This window comes from Rhodoferax ferrireducens (assembly GCF_003347515.1).
Classification (GTDB): Bacteria; Pseudomonadota; Gammaproteobacteria; order Burkholderiales; family Burkholderiaceae_C; genus Rhodoferax.
Map to the genome: position 1 here is coordinate 1 of NZ_QEII01000314.1, position 18,162 is coordinate 18,162.

Genomic DNA, 18,162 nt, shown 5'->3' on the forward strand with positions numbered 1-18,162 from the left:
TTCTGGAGGCCTACAAGGCCAAGACCATCATCGTCAACAAGCGCTCCATGGCCGCCGGCTACGCCGGTCTCGACAACGAGCTGTTCTACCTGGACAAGACCATGATGGTGTTTGGCGATGCCAAGAAGGTCGTGGAGGACATGGGCAAGGCGATCGAATGATTTAGAGGCAGCGTTCGAGAAAGTACTAGGGAAAACACAGCCATCAAGAGCTGTGTCGGCGACGACAATCCCGCCCGTTGATACAAGATTTTGGAGACAAGACAATGACAGACCGCATTTGGCTCAAGAGCTACCCGCAAGGCGTGCCCGCCGACCTCGATACCTCGCAGTACCCGTCCCTGGTGGCGTTGATGGAGGAGAGCTTCAAGAAGTACGCCGGCCGGACAGCCTACAGCTTCATGGGGCGGGATGTGACGTATGGGCAAACCGACAGCCTCAGTCGGGCCTTCGCCGCCTACTTGCAGAGCCTGGGCCTGGCCAAGGGCGATCGCGTGGCCATCATGATGCCTAACGTCCCCCAATACCCGGTGGCCGTTGCCGCCATACTGCGCGCGGGCTACGTCGTGGTCAACGTCAACCCGCTGTACACACCGCGCGAGTTGGAGCACCAACTCAAGGACGCTGGCGCCAAAGCCATTGTCATCATCGAAAATTTCGCTGCCACGCTCGAAAAATGCATGGCCGCCACGCCCGTCAAACATGTGGTGCTGTGCGCCATGGGCGATCAACTGGGCTTGTTGAAAGGCGCTTTGGTCAACTATGTGGTGCGCAATGTCAAGAAGATGGTGCCCGCCTACAACCTGCCTGGCGCGGTGCGCTTCAACGATGCGGTGGCGCGGGGCACCAAGGGCTCGGTCAAGGCCGTCAACATCAAGCCCGACGACGTGGCGGTGCTGCAATACACCGGTGGCACAACCGGTGTCTCCAAAGGCGCCGTGCTCTTGCATCGCAACGTCATCGCCAATGTGCTTCAGTCTGAAGCCTGGAATGTGCCGGCCATGAAGCAGGTGCCAGCCAATGAACAGCTGACCACGGTTTGCGCTCTGCCGCTCTACCATATCTTCGCTTTTACCGTTGGCATGATGCTGTCCATGCGCACTGGCGGCAAGCTGATCCTGATTCCCAATCCAAGGGATTTTCCGGCAGTCCTCAAGGAGCTGTCCAAGCACACCATCCACAGCTTCCCCGCCGTCAACACGCTGTTCAATGGACTGGCCAACCACCCCGATTTCAAGACCGTAGACTGGAGTCATCTCAAGGTGTCGCTGGGCGGCGGTACGGCCGTCCAAAGTGGAGTGGCCAAACTGTGGTTTGAAAAGACCGGGTGCCCCATTTGCGAGGGCTACGGCCTGTCCGAGACCTCGCCCTCCGCCAGTTGCAACCCCGTGACGTCCCGGGAATACACCGGCACCATTGGTGTGCCCTTGCCCAGTACCTACATGAAGCTGCTCGACGACGATGGTCATGAGGTAGCTCCCGGCCAGTCAGGCGAGATCGCCATCAAGGGTCCCCAGGTGATGGCGGGTTATTGGCAGCGCCCGGACGAGACCGCCAAGGTCATGACAGCCGACGGCTTCTTCAAGTCAGGTGACATTGGGGTGATGGACGAGCGCGGATTCTTCAAGATCGTGGATCGCAAGAAGGACATGATTCTGGTCAGCGGCTTCAATGTCTTCCCGACCGAGCTGGAAGATGTCGTGGCCCAGCTGGAGGGGGTGATGGAGTGCGCCTGCGTAGGTGTCCCGGACGAAAAAACCGGAGAGGCGGTCAAGCTGGTGATTGTCAAGAAAAATCCGGAACTGACCGAGCCGCAGATTCGTGCTTACTGCAAGGAAAATCTCACGGGCTACAAGCAACCCAAGATCATCGAGTTTCGCACTGAACTGCCGAAAACCCCGGTTGGCAAAATTCTGCGACGGGAACTGCGCGCCAAATAATTGACTACCACCGCCATCCTCAGCGCCCTGGCCGAAGAGCAGCAGGGCCTGATCGAACAGCTGAAAAATCCGGCGCCGGTCACGCGTGCCGGTCGCGATTTTTGGTGCGGTGAATTGCAGGGCCGCAGCGTGGTGTTGGCTTTGTCAAAAATTGGCAAGGTGGCGGCGGCCACCACCGCCACGACCTTGATTGAGGCGTTTGACGTCAGCCGTATCGTCTTTACGGGCGTGGCAGGTGGTGTGGGGGCCGGTGTTCACGTGGGCGATGTGGTGGTGGCCACTGAATTCGTGCAGCACGATATGGACGCTTCGCCGCTCTTCCCGCGGTACCAGATTCCTCTTTACGGACGCTCCCTGTTGGCCTGTGATGCCACTTTAACTGCAATGCTTTTAGAAGCCTCTCGTGCTGGATTGGCGGGGGCTAGCGGTCACTTTGATAAAAACAATGCGCGCGCCAGCATGGGCATTCACTCGGGCCTGATTGCAAGTGGTGATCGCTTTATATCCGGTGCCGACGAAGCACGGGCTTTGCAGCACGCTTTGCAGGCGGCAGGTTTTGCACCGCTGGCGGTTGAAATGGAGGGCGCCGCCGTGGCCCAGGTGTGCTTTGACTACGGCGTGCCATTTGCTGCCGTACGCACGATCTCGGACCGCGCCGACGACCAGGCCCATGTGGATTTCCCCTTGTTTGTCACCGAGGTCGCCAGTCGTTACGCGCTGGCGATCATTCAGAATCTCATGCCATTGCTATAAAATATATAGCTAATTGCGTATAAAGAGAGGGGGCTGCAGCCGGTTTTACTTCAACCAGCCACGTTTACGGAAGTACCACATCGGCACCAGTGCGCTGGCCACCATCATGGTTACGGTGTATGGGTAGTTCCAGGCCCCCAGAAACTCCAGCTCCGGGAACTTCAGGTTCATGCCATACACACTGGCAATCAGGGTCGGCGGCAGCAGTGCTACGCTGGCGACCGAGAAAATCTTGATGATCTTGTTCTGGTTGATGTTGATGAAACCCACGGTGGCGTCCATCAGGAAGTTGATCTTGTCGAACAGAAATGCCGTGTGCGAATCCAGCGAGTCCATATCGCGCAAAATTTGCCGTGCCTCTTCAAACTGCTCGCCATTGAGCATTTTGCTGCGCATCATGAAACTCACGGCACGGCGGGTATCCATCACATTGCGGCGAATGCGTCCGCTCATGTCTTCGTGCCGTGCGATGGCGCCCAGCACCTCACCCGCCAAGGCATCGGTCATATCGCCTGATAGCACTTTCTTGCTGACTTTTTCAACTTCGTCGTAAATGCCTTCCAGCGTATCGGCTGAGTATTCGGCGTCGGCGTCGAAGAGCTTGAGCAGCACTTCCTTGGCGTCTTCAATCAGTCCGGGGGCGCGGCGTGCCCGCATGCGCAAGAGCCGGAACACCGGCACGTCTTCATCGTGAATGGAAAACAGCACGCCCTTGCTTTTGAGCTCGTCATTTTCCATGTTCAGGATGAACGCGACCCGTACGGTGTGGGGTTCTTCGTCGTCGGCAACCAGAAAGTCGCTGCGAATATGCAATTCGTCGTTGTCTTCTTTGTAAAAACGGGCCGATTCCTCAATGTCCTCGTCCATCGCATCTTCCGGAATGGACAGGCCGTAATATTGCTTGACCCAGCGCTTTTCCTCGAGGGTCGGGGACTCCAGGTCGACCCAGATCGGCTGGAATTGGGACAGCTCTTCCAGTGACTCAATCTCTTCCTGGAAGAGTCGGCCATTGGCAAGCGTGAAGATGTTGAGCATGACTCACTCCCTTGAAATTGATTGCATCTGGCAGAGGTTGCGGGTTGTTGCTTTCAACCCCGATGCAGCTAAGGGAGTTGAAAGCTACCGACTAGGGCAGGTTTCCAAGGAGTTTTCTCCGGGAGTCAGAATGGCGAAATTATCGCATTGCGGCGTAGTCATGTATCAACGGAATATTCCAGAAGCACTGAATTTTCAACATCAAGGTGGGGCGCACACATGCCGATGGCGACGCAGGTCCCTCTCTTGGTGACAGGTCTTGTTACAGGTTTTGTTGTGTCGCGTCAATGATAAGTGTTGCATTTGCGGTCTATCGGGGGCATAGTTAATTCAGTGACGAGTTTGTGTGTTGCCTGCATTCTGTAGGCAGCTTTTTCAACCCCGAGAGCAACAGGAGGCTATTTATGAACTTGACGATCAGCGGTCATCACCTCGAGGTCACCCCCGCCCTGCGTACTTACGTTATAAGCAAACTTGACCGGATCGTTCGGCATTTTGACCAGGTCGTGGATGTCAAGGTGCTGCTCACTGTGGAGAAGCAAAAGGAGAAGGAGCGAAGGCAGCGGGCGGAGTGCAATATTCATGTCAAGGGCAATGACATGTTTGCCGAAAGTTCCCACGCCGATCTGTATGCTGCTGTAGATGAGTTGGTGGACAAACTTGATCGCCAGGTCGCCAGACACAAAACTCGCTTGCAAAATCATCATCACGATGCACCAAAGCGGATAATGTGAAGCCATAAGACTGAATCCGAACAAAGCCGCACGATAAATCGCGCGGCTTTTTTATGCCCGCCATGGCTTGGGTGCATAATCTGACACCGAATTATGAATCGACTCGCGTCCATCCTGCCCGCTGCACAAGTGCTTGTGCACGTTGATGCCACCAGCAAAAAGAGGGCTTTTGAAGAGGCTGGCTTGCTGTTTGAAAACCTGCATGGCCTCAGCCGTTCATTGGTGACCGACAGCCTGTTTTCCAGAGAGCGCCTGGGATCGACCGGACTGGGTCACGGCGTTGCCATTCCGCATGGCCGTATCAAGGGTCTCAAGGCCCCCATGGCCGCGGTTCTTCAGTTGGCAAACCCTATCGGTTTTGATGCACCCGATGAGCAGGCGGTCAGTTTGCTGATCTTTCTGCTGGTGCCCGAGGCGGCGACGCAAAAACACCTGGAAATCCTGTCGGAAATTGCCGAAATGCTCAGCGATGCGAGTTTGCGCGAAAAACTGGCCGGCAGTGCCGATGCGGCTGATTTGCATGGCCTTATCGCCAACTGGCAATCGGCGCAACTCGCCTGAAGACTGCTCGGGAATCTGCTTGCTGCCCCTGGATTTGATGTGAAGCCTACCGTTGTCAGCGCCGATGTATTGTTCGAGGAGTTTCGTGGCACCTTGAAATGGGAGTGGCTGGCGGGTCTCGGTGCCTCAGAGCGTCGCTTTGATGAGGTGGCGGTGCGTGCTGCGCGCTCCGGGGCCGATCTGGTCGGTTACCTGAATTACATTCATCCTTATCGCGTCCAGATTTTGGGGGAGCGCGAGATTGCCTACCTCACCAACGCCACGCCCGAGGACTGCGCCCGCCGGATTTCCCGCATTGTCACGCTGGAGCCGCCCGTGCTGATCCTGGCCGATGGCCAGCTCGCGCCGGATGCCCTGTTGTCCATGTGCGAGCGTGCCCAGATTCCCATGTTCGCGACGCAAGGCTCATCAGCGTTTGTGATTGATGTGCTGCGGGCTTACCTGTCCAAGCATTTTGCTGACCGCACCCTGATGCACGGCGTGTTCATGGACATTCTCGGTCTGGGCGTGCTGATCACGGGCGAATCGGGGCTGGGAAAAAGCGAGTTGGGTCTGGAGCTGATCTCGCGCGGCAACGGCTTGGTCGCTGACGATGCGGTCGACCTGTTTCGTATCAATCAGGACACCATTGAGGGTCGCTGCCCTGAATTGCTGATGAATCTGCTGGAAGTGCGGGGCATCGGCCTGCTTGATATTCGCTGCATCTTTGGTGAGACTGCGGTGCGGCGACGGATGCGGCTCAAGCTCATTGTGCATCTGGTGCGCCGCGAAACCATGGAGCGCGAGTACGAACGAATTCCCTACGAGCCCCTGACGCAGGACGTGCTGGGTGTGCCTGTGCGAAAAGTGGTCATACAGGTGGTGGCGGGCCGCAATATCGCCGTGCTGGTGGAGGCAGCGGTACGAAACACCATTCTTCAACTCCGTGGCATTGACACCTACCAGGAGTTCGTCGAGCGCCACCGCAAAGCCATGGATCCGGCGGAGTAAAACCGGCCTGAATTCTGCTGGGGCGAGGCGGGGCGTCCGTTAACCTTGACCGCGCGTGTTCACGGGCCGGTTCGGGCATTTGTCCTTGACACAGTGCGCGTAAAGACTCAAAGCATGGTCGGCGATGGCAAAGCCTTTGGCCTTGGCCACGGCGTGCTGGCGTTTTTCAATTTCGGCATCGTAAAACTCTTCTACCTTGCCGCAATCGAGACACACCAGATGGTCATGGTGCTGTCCTTCATTGAGTTCATAGACGGCCTTGCCACTCTCAAAATGACTGCGCCGCAGAATATCGGCTTGCTCGAACTGGGCCAAAACACGGTAAACCGTGGCCAAGCCGACATCAGAACGGTCTTCCAGTAAAACGCGGAACACATCCTCGGCCGTCATGTGCCGCTGCGTGCCCTTCTGGAATATCTCCAGTATTTTCAGCCGCGGCAAAGTGGCCTTGAGGCCGGTACTTTTCAGTTCGTCAATATTGGTCATGGATGTCTCTTGTCTGCGAGCCGGCAGGCTGCCCCTGCGGGTGCAGCCGGTACAATGGGTCGATCATATCGCCACACCTCATCTCATGTCTGATCTTCAACATCGTAGCGCCTGGTTGATTCTTGTCTGCGCCGCAAGCCTGAGCCTGGTGGCCTGTGGCAGCCTCAACGGGGCCAGCCGCAGTATTGCCGGCGTGGTCACGCCTTACAAAATGGACATTGTCCAAGGTAATTTTGTGTCCAAGGAACAAGCGGCCGCGGTCAAACCGGGCATGAGCCGGGTGCAGGTACGTGACATCCTGGGCACGCCATTGCTGACCAGTATTTTTCATGCCGACCGCTGGGACTATGTGTTCACCTTCAAGCGTCAGGGTGTGGAGCCGCAGGCGCGCAAAGTCACCGTATTTTTCAAGGGCGACGCGCTGGAGCGCATCGAAGCCGATGCCTTGCCCACCGAAGCCGAGTTTGTGGCCTCGCTGGATTCCGGGCGCAAGTCAGGCAAGGTCCCTGTGCTTGAGATGACGGAAGAGAGCTTGAAGCAGTTGCCTGTCCCGGCAAAAGCTGTCGATCCGAAGCCGCTGCCGCCCCTGCCCGCAAGTTACCCCCCACTGGAGCCTGCAGGCCAATAATTTGTGCCTGGTCCACTATGACTGAAACCAAGACCCATCGGATTACCGTCGCGGGCGCCTCTGGCCGCATGGGGCACATGCTGATCGAGGCCATCCGGGCGAACGAAGATTGTGAACTGGTCGGCGCGCTCGATGTCGCCGCAGGTCATGCCGTCGGCTTCGATGCGATGGCTTTCCTTGGGCGCATGAGTGGCGTGTCGATTACGGACGACCTAGCCGCCGGCCTGACGAACGCCCACACCCTGATTGACTTCACCCGGCCGGAAGGTACGTTGGCCCATTTGCGGGTATGCCGTGAACTGGGTGTCAACGCGGTGATCGGTACCACCGGCTTCACCGACACGCAAAAGTTGGAGATCGCGGCCGCCGCCCGGGACATCGCCATTGTGATGGCGCCCAACATGAGCGTGGGTGTCAATGTCACGCTCAAACTGCTTGAAATGGCCGCCAAGGCTTTGGCCACCGGTTATGACATTGAAATCATCGAGGCGCATCACCGTCACAAGGTGGACGCCCCGTCCGGCACCGCCCTGAAAATGGGTGAGGTGATTGCCGACGCACTCGGGCGTGACCTGAAAGACTGCGCGGTGTATGCCCGCGAAGGCGTCACCGGCGAACGCGATCCCTCCAGCATTGGTTTTGCGACCATCCGGGGCGGCGACATTGTGGGCGACCACACGGTGCTGTTTGCCGGTATTGGCGAGCGCATCGAGATCACCCATAAATCCTCCAGCCGTGCCACCTATGCCCAGGGCAGCCTGCGTGCCGTGCGTTTTCTGAGCAGTCAGAAAACGGGTTTATTCGACATGTTTGATGTACTCAAACTGAAATGAACGCGGCCCGCTTGCTGTTGCAGGGCGATGCGGTTACCCAGGGTGTCGCACTGCTGTTGCTGGCCATGTCGGTGGCCAGTTGGGTCGTCATCCTGTGGAAATCGTGGCTGCTGCACCGCTCCAGTGGCGATGTGGTGCGTTGCGTGGCGGCCTTTTGGAGCTCGGCGTCGATTGACGAGGCACTGCAGAAGTTAAGGGCTTTTGATCGTGAAACCCTCATCGTTCCCATGGTTGTTGCTACCCAGATTGAAGCCAATGGCACGCTGGCGGCAGCCGGCGACAAGTCGCAGCAGCTGACCCGCGTGCTGCGCGATGCGCTGCACGCCGCCCTGGCCAAGCTCCAGCATGGTCAGGTCTTGCTGGCCACGGTGGGGTCCACAGCACCTTTTGTCGGCTTGTTGGGTACGGTGTGGGGCATTTATCACGCCCTCATTGGCATTGCCAATGCCGGCCAGGTCACGATCGATAAAATCTCCGGCCCGGTGGGCGAGGCCTTGATCATGACGGCCGCCGGTCTGGCCGTGGCTATTCCGGCCGTGCTGGCTTACAACGTGCTCGGTCGCGCCATCGGGCGCATTGAGGCCGAGCTCGAAGGTTTTGCCCGCGACATCCGTGAGCTTTTGGCTGGCACGCCAGGGCCTGAGGCGCGATGAACGCCGCCGCGCCGGGCGGCGCAATGCACACCGTGACAAGCGTGGGAGCCGCGTAGCATGTCTTTTGGCCGTTTAGAGCGCACCCCGGGCCCGCAGCCGATGAGCGAGATCAACATGACGCCGCTGGTCGACGTGATGCTGGTGCTGGTGGTCATCTTCATCATCACGGCGCCGCTGTTGGCAAGTTCCATCAAGCTGGATCTGCCCAAAACAGAAGCCGCCCAAGCCGGTGAGGCGCCGAAGTTCGTGACGGTGGTGGTGGACAAGTCCGGCCAAGCCTTCCTGAACGACAAGCCACTGGTTCTGGCCGAGCTGGCTGCACAACTGACTCAAACTGCGAACGCGAATCCCGAGACCGAGGTGCAGTTACGCGCCGATGCAGCCGTGCCCTATGGCCGCATTGTGGAGGTCATGGGAACGGCACAAAAAGCGGGCTTGAACCGGATAGGTTTTGTGGCCGACGCGCCGACCCGTGTGGCGCCCGCCGTCAAACCCTAAAATCGTCTGATCGCGATCCCTTGATCGCCTGAGAGTGAATCCAAATGCAAGAAAAATACAACCATATTGACGTCGAAAAAGCCGCGCACAGCCACTGGACAGCGGCGGACGCCTATCGCGTGACGGAAGACGCTTCCAGGAAGAAGTTCTACGCCTGCTCCATGCTGCCTTACCCCAGCGGCAAGCTGCACATGGGCCACGTACGCAACTACACCATCAACGATATGCTCACGCGCCACCTGCGCATGAACGGTTACAACGTGCTCATGCCCATGGGCTGGGACGCGTTCGGCCTGCCCGCCGAGAACGCGGCGCTCAAGAACGGCGTGCCTCCGGCGCAATGGACTTACGAGAACATCGCCTACATGAAGAAGCAGATGCAGGCCATGGGTCTGGCGGTGGATTGGAGCCGTGAGGTCACCACCTGCGATCCTCAGTACTACAAATGGAACCAGTGGCTGTTCTTGAAGATGCTCGAAAAAGGCATTGCCTACCGCAAGACCCAGGTCGTGAACTGGGACCCGGTGGACATGACGGTGCTGGCCAATGAGCAGGTGATCGACGGCAAGGGCTGGCGCACCGGTGCGGTGGTGGAAAAGCGCGAGATCCCGGGCTACTACCTCAAGATCACCGACTACGCCGAAGAGTTGCTGGAGCATGTGCAAAGCGGCTTGCCGGGCTGGCCCGAGCGCGTCAAGCTGATGCAGGAAAACTGGATTGGCAAGAGCGAGGGCGTGCGCTTTGCCTTCACGCACGACATCGCCGACGCCTCCGGCCAGTTGATTGACGATGGCCGCATGTACGTTTTCACCACGCGTGCCGACACCATCATGGGCGTGACGTTTTGTGCCGTCGCGCCCGAGCACCCGCTCGCCACGCACGCCGCCCAGACCAACCCGGCCTTGGCCGCATTCATCGAAGAGTGCAAAAAAGGCGGCACCACCGAGGCCGAGCTGGCGGTGCGGGAAAAAGAAGGCATGCCCACTGGCCTGTACGTGACGCATCCCCTGAACGGCCACCAGATCGAAGTCTGGGTTGGCAACTACGTGCTGATGAGCTACGGCGATGGTGCCGTGATGGGCGTGCCAGCCCATGACGAACGCGACTTCGCCTTCGCCAAGAAATACGGCATCGACATCATCGAGGTGGTGCTGGTCGATGGCATGACCTACGACTACGACCAGTGGCAGGACTGGTATGGCGACAAGCAGCGCGGCGTCACCATCAACTCCGACAGCTTCAGCGGCTTGTCCTTCAAGGACGCCGTCAATGCCGTCTGCCACTCGCTGCAGGTCAAGGGCCTCGGCGAGAAAAAGACCACCTGGCGCCTGCGTGACTGGGGCGTGAGCCGCCAGCGCTACTGGGGCACGCCGATCCCCATCATCCACTGCCCGGAACACGGCGCCGTGCCGGTGCCCGAGAAGGATTTGCCCGTGGTGCTGCCGCAGGATTGCGTGCCCGACGGCTCCGGCAACCCGCTGAACAAGCATGAAGGCTTCCATGCCGGTGTCGTCTGCCCGATTTGTGGTGTGGCTGCGCGGCGCGAAACCGACACCATGGACACCTTTGTGGATTCCAGCTGGTACTACATGCGCTACTGTGACCCGAAGAACGACCAGGCCATGGTCGGTGCGGGCGCGGAATACTGGATGCCGATGGACCAGTACATCGGCGGCATCGAGCATGCCATCCTGCACCTGTTGTACGCGCGCTTCTGGACCAAGGTGATGCGCGACCTGGGACTGGTGAAAGTGGACGAACCCTTCACCAAGCTGCTGACGCAAGGCATGGTGCTGAACCACATCTACTCGCGCAAGGCCGACAAGGGCGGCATCGAGTACTTCTGGCCGCAAGAGGTCGAAGACATCCAGGACGTCACCGGCAAGGTCATCGGCGCCAAGCTCAGACAGGCCAAGGGCGACCTGCCCGCCGGCACGCTCATCACCTACGAAGGCGTGGGCACCATGAGCAAGAGCAAAAACAACGGCGTCGATCCGCAGGACCTGATCGAAAAATACGGCGCCGACACCGCGCGCCTGTACACCATGTTCACTGCGCCGCCCGAGGCCACACTGGAGTGGAACGATGCCGGCGTGGAGGGCAGCTACCGCTTTTTGCGCCGTGTCTGGAATTTTGGCGTCAAGCAGTCCGCTATTGATATGGGAGCTACTTACGCAGATGGGACGGGGGCTACAGCCCTAAAAGATATAAATTTCAGCAAGGACGCCAAAGTCCTGCGACTGGAAATCCACACCGTGTTCAAGCAGATTGACTACGACTACCAGCGCATGCAATACAACACCGTGGTGTCGGGCGCGATGAAGCTGCTCAATGCGCTGGAGAACTTCAACGACGATGGCGCCCAAGGCAGCCGTGCTGCGGTGCGTGAAGGCTTTGGCATCTTGCTGCGCGCCATCTACCCGGCCACGCCGCACCTGACGCATGCGCTGTGGGGCGAGCTGGGCTACGCTACGCAGTACGGCGATTTGCTCGATGCGCCCTGGCCGGTGGCGGACGAAGCCGCCCTGCTGCAGGATGAGATCGAGCTGATGCTGCAGATCAACGGCAAACTGCGCGGCGCCATCGTGGTGCCGGCCGGCGCGAGCAAGGCCGAGATCGAGCACGCGGCGACCCGCAGCGAGATCTTTCTGAAGCTGGCCGAAGGAGCGACACCCAAGAAGATCATTGTGGTGCCGGGTCGTCTGGTCAATGTGGTGGTCTGAGGCCATGAACATGAAACGTCGCTCCGTCATCACGCTATTGGGACAGGTCAGCCTGGCTGGTTTGACCTTGGGCGGCTGCGGCTTCAAGCTGCGCGGCCCGCAAAATTACTCTTTTCAGACCCTGGCAATCATGCCCAACCCGGGCGGGCCGCTGGTCACGGAGTTGCGCCGGTCTTTTGGCAGCAACGTGCATGTGCTGGCGCAGGGTGAGGCGCTGACGCAGGCGCAGGTCGTGCTCGAGATCCTGCAGGAGCAGCGTGAAAAAATCGTGGTCGGGGTCAACAGCTCGGGCCAGGTGCGTGAGTTCCAGCTGCGCATCCGGGTGAAGTTCAGGGTTCGCTCACCGCAGGGCCTGGAACTGACGCCGGACGCTGAAATTTTGCAGCAGCGCGACATCAGCTTCAACGAATCGGCGGTGCTGGCCAAAGAAGCCGAGGAAGTCTTGCTGTACCGCGACATGCAATCCGACATCGTGCAGCAGCTCATGCGTCGCCTGGCAACGGTAGGCCATGCAGCTAGCTCCTAGTCAACTCACGGCGCATCTGCAGAAAGGCCTGAAAAGCCTGTACACCCTGCATGGCGATGAGCCGCTGCTGATCCAGGAAGCGGCCGACGCCATTCGCACATTCGCCCGCACGCAAGGCTTTACCGAGCGCACATCGCACACCGTGGCCGGTGCCCATTTCGACTGGAGCGAGGTGCTGGCGGCCGGAGGTTCGCTCAGCCTGTTTGCCGACAAGCAGATTGTCGAGCTGCGGATTCCGTCCGGAAAACCCGGCAAGGAGGGCAGTTCCGCGATTCAATTGCTGGCCGAACAAGCGCGCGGCAATGATTCGACCCTCACGCTCGTCATGCTGCCGCGCCTGGACAAACTCACCAAGGGCGGCGCCTGGTTCGGCGCGCTGGAGAGCTTTGGCGTCACGCTGCAGGTTGAGCCGGTCGAGCGCAATGCCTTGCCGCAGTGGATCGCGCAGCGGCTCTCCAGCCAGGGCCAGCGCGTCGCGGCCGGGGAAGACGGCCAGCGCACCCTGCAGTTTTTTGCCGACCGCGTGGAAGGCAATTTGCTCGCCGCCCATCAGGAAATCCAGAAGCTCGCTCTCTTGTACGCACCCGGCGAACTGACCTTTGACCAGATCGAGAGTGCGGTGCTGAACGTCGCGCGCTACGACGTGTTCAAACTGTCCGAGGCCGTGCTGGCGGGCCACACCTTGCGCGTGCAGCGTATGCTGGACGGCCTGCAGGCCGAGGGCGAAGCCGAAGTGCTGGTGCACTACACGGTGGCCGAAGACATTCGCGCGCTCAAGCGCGTCAAGGATGCGATGGCCCAAGGCAAGCCGATGCCGATGGCGCTGCGCGAACAGCGCGTGTGGGGTCCCAAAGAGCGTTTGTTCGAGCGCGTGTTGCCGCGCCTGAGTGAAGCCACCTTGGCCCAGCTGCTGCAGGCGGCGCATCAGGTCGACGGCATTGTCAAGGGCCTGAAACAGCCGGATTGGCCGGTTGACAACTGGCAAGCCCTGCAACGGCTGGCCATGTTACTGTGCCGTCAATGCGCCGTACAGGCCCCGCCACCGCGCGGACGGTAAGGGTTTATCCCATGCGAAAATGAACTTCATGAACGCGCTCAACATCCCCGATTACACCCAAGCTCTTGGTTTAAAGGCAAAACAGGCCTCAGCCCTTATGGCTAAAGCGCAAGCAGCTACTAAAAATATAGCACTTCGCAAACTGGCCGAATTGCTGCGCGCCAACGTGCAAGCACTGCAAATCGACAACGCCAAGGACATTGAACGCGCCGTCGCGGCAGGCCTGGCCGCGCCGATGGTGGACCGGCTCAAACTCAGCCCCCAGGTGATCGAAACCTGCGCCCAGGGCTGCGAGCAGCTCGCCGCCATGCCGGACGTGATCGGCGAGATCATCGGCATGAAGCAGCAGCCCAGCGGCATCCGCGTCGGTCAAATGCGGGTGCCGATCGGCGTCTTTGGCATGATTTTCGAGAGCCGGCCCAATGTCACGATCGAGGCGGCCAGCCTGTCGATCAAGAGCGGCAACGCCTGCATTTTGCGCGGTGGCTCGGAGGCGATTGAGTCCAACAAGGCGCTGGCCCGGTTGGTGCAGGAAGCGCTGGCGGCCAGTGGTTTGCCGGCCGATGCCGTGCAACTGGTGCAAACCACCAACCGCGAGGTGGTCGGTCAGCTCATTACCATGCCGCAGTATGTGGACGTGATCATTCCGCGCGGCGGCAAGGGCTTGATCGAGCGCATCAGCCGCGATGCCAAAGTGCCGGTCATCAAGCACCTGGACGGCAATTGCCACGTTTATGTCGATGATCCCTGCGATCTCGAAATGGCGGTGCGCGTGGCGGACAACGCCAAAACCAGCAAATACAGCCCCTGCAATGCGGCCGAGGGCCTGCTGGTGGCGCGCGGCGTGGCCGCTGAATTCCTGCCGTTGATCGGCCGGATTTACACCGCCAAAGCCGTGGAGATGCGCTGTGATGCCGAAGCCCTGGCCCTGCTGGCCGTGGTGCCGGGTGCCAATGGCCAGACCGCCAGCGAGCAGGACTGGTATGAGGAATACCTGGCCCCCATCATCAGCATCAAGGTGGTGGAAGGCCTCGATGAGGCCATTGCCCACATCAACCAGTATTCATCGCATCACACCGATGCGATCATCACGCGCGACCACATGCACGCGCAGCGTTTTCTGCGCGAGGTGGATTCGGCCAGCGTCATGGTCAACACCAGCACGCGTTTTGCCGACGGTTTCGAATTTGGCCTGGGGGCTGAAATCGGCATCAGCACTGACAAGTTCCACGCCCGTGGCCCGGTCGGCATTGAGGGTTTAACGTCGCTCAAGTACGTGGTGCTGGGCGACGGCGAGGTGCGGGTTTAGCATCGGGGCAGGGCCGGGGTGTTCCTTGCAAGTGGGGCGCTCGTCCCCAAATCCTAGAATACATCCCGTTTCGTACTTTATTCATCCAAGAGGGCCGCATGGTTCCACATCTCGTCACTGCGCTCACTGGCCCCATCAACGAACTTGAGCAGCGCGTCCTCGACTCCATGCCCGCCATCGAGCGCTGGTTTCGCCTGGAATGGATGGAGCACACGCCGCCGTTTTACAGCGCCGTGGACGTGCGCAATGCCGGCTTCAAGCTGGCGCCGGTCGATACCAATCTGTTTCCCGCCGGCTGGAACAATATGACCTCCGAGATGCTGCCGCTGGCGGTGCAGGCGGCCATGGCGGCGATTGAGAAAATTTGCCCGGAAGCCCGCAATCTGCTGCTGATCCCCGAAAACAACGCGCGCAGCACAGCCTATCTGTCAAACGTGGCGCAACTGCGGCGCATTTTCCACATGGCGGGATTGAATGTGCGCATTGGCTCGATTGATCCGGCCATCAAGAAAATCACCACGATTGAGCTGCCCAACGGTGAAACCGTGACGTTGGAGCCTGTCATTCGCGGCAAACGCCGCCTGGGCGTCAAGGACTTTGACCCCTGCACCATTTTGCTGAACAACGATCTGAGTGCCGGCGTGCCCGGCATTCTGGAAGATATTCACGAACAATACCTGCTGCCGCCGCTGCACGCCGGCTGGTCGACGCGGCGCAAGAGCAAGCATTTCAAGTGTTACGAAGAAGTGGCCAAGCGCCTGGGCAAGTTGCTGGGCGTGGACCCCTGGCTGATCAACCCCATGTTCGAGAAGTGCGGCGCGGTCAATCTGGCCGACGGTGTCGGCATGGAAAACCTGAGCAGCCACGTCGATACCTTGCTGGGCAAAATTCGCCGCAAGTACAAGGAATACGGCATCAAAGAGAAGCCTTTTGTGGTGGTCAAGACCGACAACGGCACCCATGGCATGGGCATCGTGACGGTGCGCGACGCCAAGGATCTGGAGCTGCTCGGGCAAAAAGCGCAAAGTCAGACCAACGGCACACGGGACGGCCCGCAAACGCACGATATTCTGGTTCAGGAAGGCGTGCTCACCAAGGAGCGCATGCATGACGCAGTCGCCGAGCCGGTGGTCTACATGATGGATCGTTACGTGGTCGGTGGTTTTTATCGCATTCATGCCGGCCGTGGCGTCGATGAGAACCTCAATGCACCGGGGTCCAGCTTCGTGCCGCTGGCGTTTGAGCAAAGCACCCACTTGCCGCAACCCGGCATCCGGCCCGGCGCCAGCGCCCCCAATCGTTTCTATATGTACGGGGTCGTGGGGCGGCTGGCCATGCTGGCCGCCAGCTACGAGCTGGAAGCCACCGACCCGAATGCGGAGGCGTACGACTAAACGAGATTGGCGTGAAAGTCAACGTCGCGTCGGGTAGTTGTTGCGTTGCAACATTTTCTGAACCGGTCGAATTTAGAGCTTATCCCGCTATTGCAAGTCCGACGAGCGGGCGCACAATGGCGGTCCCCAATGTAACGGAACCCCGCGCTAGCAAGACGGGGTGATCTTGTGTCTGTATCCAAATCCTCCCTCACAGCGCTCACGCTGGGCGCCATCGGTGTTGTTTACGGCGACATCGGGACCAGCGTTCTGTACGCGGTCAAAGAAGTGTTTGGCTCAGGCCATGTGCCGTTCACGCCCGACAACGTCTACGGCATTCTGTCCATTTTCTTCTGGACCCTGACGATCATCATATCGCTCAAGTACGTCTCGCTGGTGCTGCGCGCGGACAACAATGGCGAGGGCGGACTGGTGGCCATGTTGGCGCTGGCCTCGCAGTCCGTCAAGGACAAGCCCAAGTTGCGGCGCGTGCTGCTGCTGGTCGGTATTTTTGGCACCTGTCTGTTCTATGGTGATGGCGTGATCACGCCAGCCATCTCCGTGCTGTCGGCCGTGGAAGGTCTGGAGGTGATTTCACCGGCCTTCAAGAAGTTTGTGATCCCCCTCACGCTGGTCATCCTGTTTGGCCTGTTCGCCGTGCAAAAGCGGGGCACCGCCGGCATCGGCAAGTTTTTTGGGCCAATCACCGTGGTCTGGTTTCTCTGCATTGCGGCGCTGGGTGTGGCGCAAATTCTGACCCACCCCACCATTTTGTGGGCCCTCAGTCCCCACTACGCGCTTGGCTTCATGTGGCACAACCCCGGCATCACCTTCATTATTTTGGGCGCTGTGGTCTTGTGCGTGACCGGGGGCGAAGCGCTGTACGCCGACATGGGTCATTTCGGCAAGCGGCCGATCCGGCTGGCCTGGTTTTCCATCGTCATGCCCTGCCTGACCCTCAATTACTTTGGCCAGGGCGCCTTGTTGTTGAACAACCCCGCAGCGGTCAAGAACCCGTTTTACATGATGGCCCCGGATTGGGCCCTGATTCCCCTGGTCGGTTTGGCCACCATGGCCACGGTGATCGCGTCGCAGGCCCTGATCTCGGGTGCCTTCTCGGTCACCAAGCAGGTCATTCAGCTGGGCTACCTGCCGCGCCTGCAGGTCTTGCACACCAGCGTGAAAGACACGGGGCAGGTCTACCTGCCCTTTGTCAATTGGGGCCTGTTTGTCGCCATCGTGCTGGCCGTGGTGATGTTCCGCTCCTCCAGCAACCTGGCGGGCGCCTATGGTATTGCCGTCACGCTGGACATGCTGATCACGACCGTACTGACCTTTTTCGTGATCCGCTACAGCTGGAAGTACCCGCTGGCTTTGTGCATAGCGGCGACCGGGTTTTTCTTCGTGGTCGACCTGGCCTTCTTCAGCTCCAACATGATGAAGCTGTTTGATGGCGGCTGGTTCCCTCTCATGATCGGGGGCTCGGTCTTTGTGCTCATGCTGACCTGGAAAGACGGGCGACGCATGATGAATGAGAAACTGCGGGTCGATGCCATCGACTTGAACAGCTTCCTGGAGGCTGTGTTTGTCAGTCCACCGGTGCGGGTGGAAGGGACTGCCGTGTTCCTCACGGCCGAGCCTGGCACCGTACCCAATGCCATGCTGCACAACCTCAAGCACAACAAGGTGCTGCATGAGAACAACCTGTTCGTCACGGTGCGCAACCACGAGGTGCCCTGGATCGGCATGGCCAAGCGCCTGACGATCGAGTCCCTGGGGCACGATTGCTGGCAGGTGATCGTGAACTACGGCTTCAAGAACGATCCCGACCTGCCCAAAGCGCTGCAGCACATCAAGGGCCGCGGTTGCGAACTCGATCCGATGACCACCAGCTACTTCCTTTCGCGCGACATCGTGGTGCCGACCATCGGCAGCGGCATGTCGCAGTGGCGCGAAAAGCTGTTTGCACAAATGCACCACAATGCCAGTGCCGCAGCCGAGTTTCTGAACTTGCCCAACAATGCGGTGGTCGAACTGGGCTCGAAAATCGAAATTTGACCCATT

The 18,162-nt window shown here is 59.5% G+C and carries 18 protein-coding genes; 16 read left to right on the forward strand and 2 right to left on the reverse strand.

The window, feature by feature from the left end; genetic code table 11:
- The 3 genes from C5P05_RS26115 to C5P05_RS26125 form a co-directional block, all read left to right on the forward strand.
- Positions 1-161: NAD(P)(+) transhydrogenase (Re/Si-specific) subunit beta (locus tag C5P05_RS26115; protein WP_198674873.1), on the forward strand; the 161-nt coding region annotated here is incomplete at its 5' end.
- 104 nt (positions 162-265) lie between these two features.
- Entirely contained in the window at positions 266-1,939 is a 1,674-nt protein-coding gene (locus tag C5P05_RS26120; protein ID WP_114972794.1) for a long-chain-fatty-acid--CoA ligase, read from the forward strand.
- Complete coding sequence (locus C5P05_RS26125) at positions 1,940-2,692, forward strand: 5'-methylthioadenosine/adenosylhomocysteine nucleosidase (protein WP_114972795.1); 753 nt, start codon at positions 1,940-1,942, stop codon at positions 2,690-2,692.
- 45 nt (positions 2,693-2,737) lie between these two features.
- Here the strand turns inward: C5P05_RS26125 and corA are convergent, their stop codons facing one another.
- A complete protein-coding gene (gene corA / locus C5P05_RS26130) occupies positions 2,738-3,727 on the reverse strand; it encodes a magnesium/cobalt transporter CorA (protein ID WP_114972796.1) in 990 nt (329 codons plus the stop codon).
- 404 nt (positions 3,728-4,131) lie between these two features.
- Between corA and hpf the strand changes: the two genes are divergently transcribed.
- The 3 genes from hpf (at position 4,132) to hprK (ending at position 6,012) form a co-directional block, all read left to right on the forward strand.
- Positions 4,132-4,461 (forward strand): ribosome hibernation-promoting factor, HPF/YfiA family, encoded by a 330-nt coding sequence (gene hpf / locus C5P05_RS26135; RefSeq protein WP_114972797.1) that lies wholly within the window; start codon positions 4,132-4,134, stop codon positions 4,459-4,461.
- Between the two features lie 93 nt (positions 4,462-4,554).
- Positions 4,555-5,022, forward strand: a complete 468-nt coding sequence (locus tag C5P05_RS26140) for a PTS sugar transporter subunit IIA (RefSeq protein ID WP_114972798.1) — start codon at positions 4,555-4,557, stop codon at positions 5,020-5,022.
- Between the two features lie 39 nt (positions 5,023-5,061).
- Positions 5,062-6,012 carry an HPr(Ser) kinase/phosphatase gene (gene hprK, locus C5P05_RS26145; RefSeq protein WP_114972799.1) on the forward strand — a complete coding sequence of 317 codons (951 nt, stop codon included), beginning with the start codon at positions 5,062-5,064 and terminating at the stop codon, positions 6,010-6,012.
- 39 nt (positions 6,013-6,051) lie between these two features.
- Here the strand turns inward: hprK and fur are convergent, their stop codons facing one another.
- Positions 6,052-6,498, reverse strand: coding sequence for a ferric iron uptake transcriptional regulator (gene fur, locus C5P05_RS26150; RefSeq protein ID WP_114972800.1), 447 nt, complete (start codon positions 6,496-6,498; stop codon positions 6,052-6,054).
- Positions 6,499-6,583: 85 nt separating this feature from the next.
- Between fur and C5P05_RS26155 the strand changes: the two genes are divergently transcribed.
- The 10 genes from C5P05_RS26155 to C5P05_RS26200 all read left to right on the forward strand — a co-directional run bounded on the left by C5P05_RS26155 (position 6,584) and on the right by C5P05_RS26200 (position 18,156).
- Positions 6,584-7,126 carry an outer membrane protein assembly factor BamE gene (locus C5P05_RS26155; RefSeq protein ID WP_114972956.1) on the forward strand — a complete coding sequence of 181 codons (543 nt, stop codon included), beginning with the start codon at positions 6,584-6,586 and terminating at the stop codon, positions 7,124-7,126.
- 17 nt (positions 7,127-7,143) lie between these two features.
- Positions 7,144-7,959 (forward strand): 4-hydroxy-tetrahydrodipicolinate reductase, encoded by an 816-nt coding sequence (gene dapB, locus C5P05_RS26160; RefSeq protein WP_114972801.1) that lies wholly within the window; start codon positions 7,144-7,146, stop codon positions 7,957-7,959.
- Positions 7,956-8,612, forward strand: a complete 657-nt coding sequence (locus tag C5P05_RS26165) for a MotA/TolQ/ExbB proton channel family protein (protein ID WP_114972802.1) — start codon at positions 7,956-7,958, stop codon at positions 8,610-8,612. Before dapB ends, C5P05_RS26165 begins: the two co-directional genes overlap by 4 nt.
- A gap of 57 nt (positions 8,613-8,669) precedes the next feature.
- Positions 8,670-9,110, forward strand: a complete 441-nt coding sequence (locus tag C5P05_RS26170) for an ExbD/TolR family protein (RefSeq protein WP_114972803.1) — start codon at positions 8,670-8,672, stop codon at positions 9,108-9,110.
- A 44-nt stretch (positions 9,111-9,154) separates the two neighbouring features.
- Positions 9,155-11,833 (forward strand): leucine--tRNA ligase, encoded by a 2,679-nt coding sequence (leuS, locus tag C5P05_RS26175; RefSeq protein WP_114972804.1) that lies wholly within the window; start codon positions 9,155-9,157, stop codon positions 11,831-11,833.
- A 10-nt stretch (positions 11,834-11,843) separates the two neighbouring features.
- On the forward strand, positions 11,844-12,359 hold the full coding sequence (lptE, locus tag C5P05_RS26180) for an LPS assembly lipoprotein LptE (RefSeq protein ID WP_114972805.1): 516 nt from the start codon (positions 11,844-11,846) through the stop codon (positions 12,357-12,359).
- Positions 12,343-13,416, forward strand: coding sequence for a DNA polymerase III subunit delta (gene holA / locus C5P05_RS26185; RefSeq protein ID WP_114972806.1), 1,074 nt, complete (start codon positions 12,343-12,345; stop codon positions 13,414-13,416). Before lptE ends, holA begins: the two co-directional genes overlap by 17 nt.
- A gap of 28 nt (positions 13,417-13,444) precedes the next feature.
- Positions 13,445-14,725 (forward strand): glutamate-5-semialdehyde dehydrogenase, encoded by a 1,281-nt coding sequence (locus tag C5P05_RS26190; protein WP_114972957.1) that lies wholly within the window; start codon positions 13,445-13,447, stop codon positions 14,723-14,725.
- A gap of 98 nt (positions 14,726-14,823) precedes the next feature.
- Positions 14,824-16,119: a glutamate--cysteine ligase gene (gene gshA / locus C5P05_RS26195; protein WP_114972807.1), complete on the forward strand. Its 1,296-nt coding sequence runs from the start codon at positions 14,824-14,826 to the stop codon at positions 16,117-16,119.
- A gap of 168 nt (positions 16,120-16,287) precedes the next feature.
- Positions 16,288-18,156, forward strand: a complete 1,869-nt coding sequence (locus C5P05_RS26200; RefSeq protein ID WP_114972808.1) for a potassium transporter Kup — start codon at positions 16,288-16,290, stop codon at positions 18,154-18,156.
- Positions 18,157-18,162: the final 6 nt, after the last annotated feature.

Bases quoted from the DNA above. Each gene is read 5' to 3' on its own strand.
- C5P05_RS26120 (WP_114972794.1), top strand. From the start codon at position 266: ATGACAGACCGCATTTGGCTCAAGAGCTACCCGCAAGGCGTGCCCGCC.
- corA (WP_114972796.1), bottom strand. From the start codon at position 3,727: ATGCTCAACATCTTCACGCTTGCCAATGGCCGACTCTTCCAGGAAGAG.
- hpf (WP_114972797.1), top strand. From the start codon at position 4,132: ATGAACTTGACGATCAGCGGTCATCACCTCGAGGTCACCCCCGCCCTG.
- C5P05_RS26140 (WP_114972798.1), top strand. From the start codon at position 4,555: ATGAATCGACTCGCGTCCATCCTGCCCGCTGCACAAGTGCTTGTGCAC.
- fur (WP_114972800.1), bottom strand. From the start codon at position 6,498: ATGACCAATATTGACGAACTGAAAAGTACCGGCCTCAAGGCCACTTTG.
- C5P05_RS26155 (WP_114972956.1), top strand. From the start codon at position 6,584: ATGTCTGATCTTCAACATCGTAGCGCCTGGTTGATTCTTGTCTGCGCC.
- dapB (WP_114972801.1), top strand. From the start codon at position 7,144: ATGACTGAAACCAAGACCCATCGGATTACCGTCGCGGGCGCCTCTGGC.
- C5P05_RS26165 (WP_114972802.1), top strand. From the start codon at position 7,956: ATGAACGCGGCCCGCTTGCTGTTGCAGGGCGATGCGGTTACCCAGGGT.
- C5P05_RS26170 (WP_114972803.1), top strand. From the start codon at position 8,670: ATGTCTTTTGGCCGTTTAGAGCGCACCCCGGGCCCGCAGCCGATGAGC.
- leuS (WP_114972804.1), top strand. From the start codon at position 9,155: ATGCAAGAAAAATACAACCATATTGACGTCGAAAAAGCCGCGCACAGC.
- lptE (WP_114972805.1), top strand. From the start codon at position 11,844: ATGAAACGTCGCTCCGTCATCACGCTATTGGGACAGGTCAGCCTGGCT.
- holA (WP_114972806.1), top strand. From the start codon at position 12,343: ATGCAGCTAGCTCCTAGTCAACTCACGGCGCATCTGCAGAAAGGCCTG.
- C5P05_RS26190 (WP_114972957.1), top strand. From the start codon at position 13,445: ATGAACGCGCTCAACATCCCCGATTACACCCAAGCTCTTGGTTTAAAG.
- gshA (WP_114972807.1), top strand. From the start codon at position 14,824: ATGGTTCCACATCTCGTCACTGCGCTCACTGGCCCCATCAACGAACTT.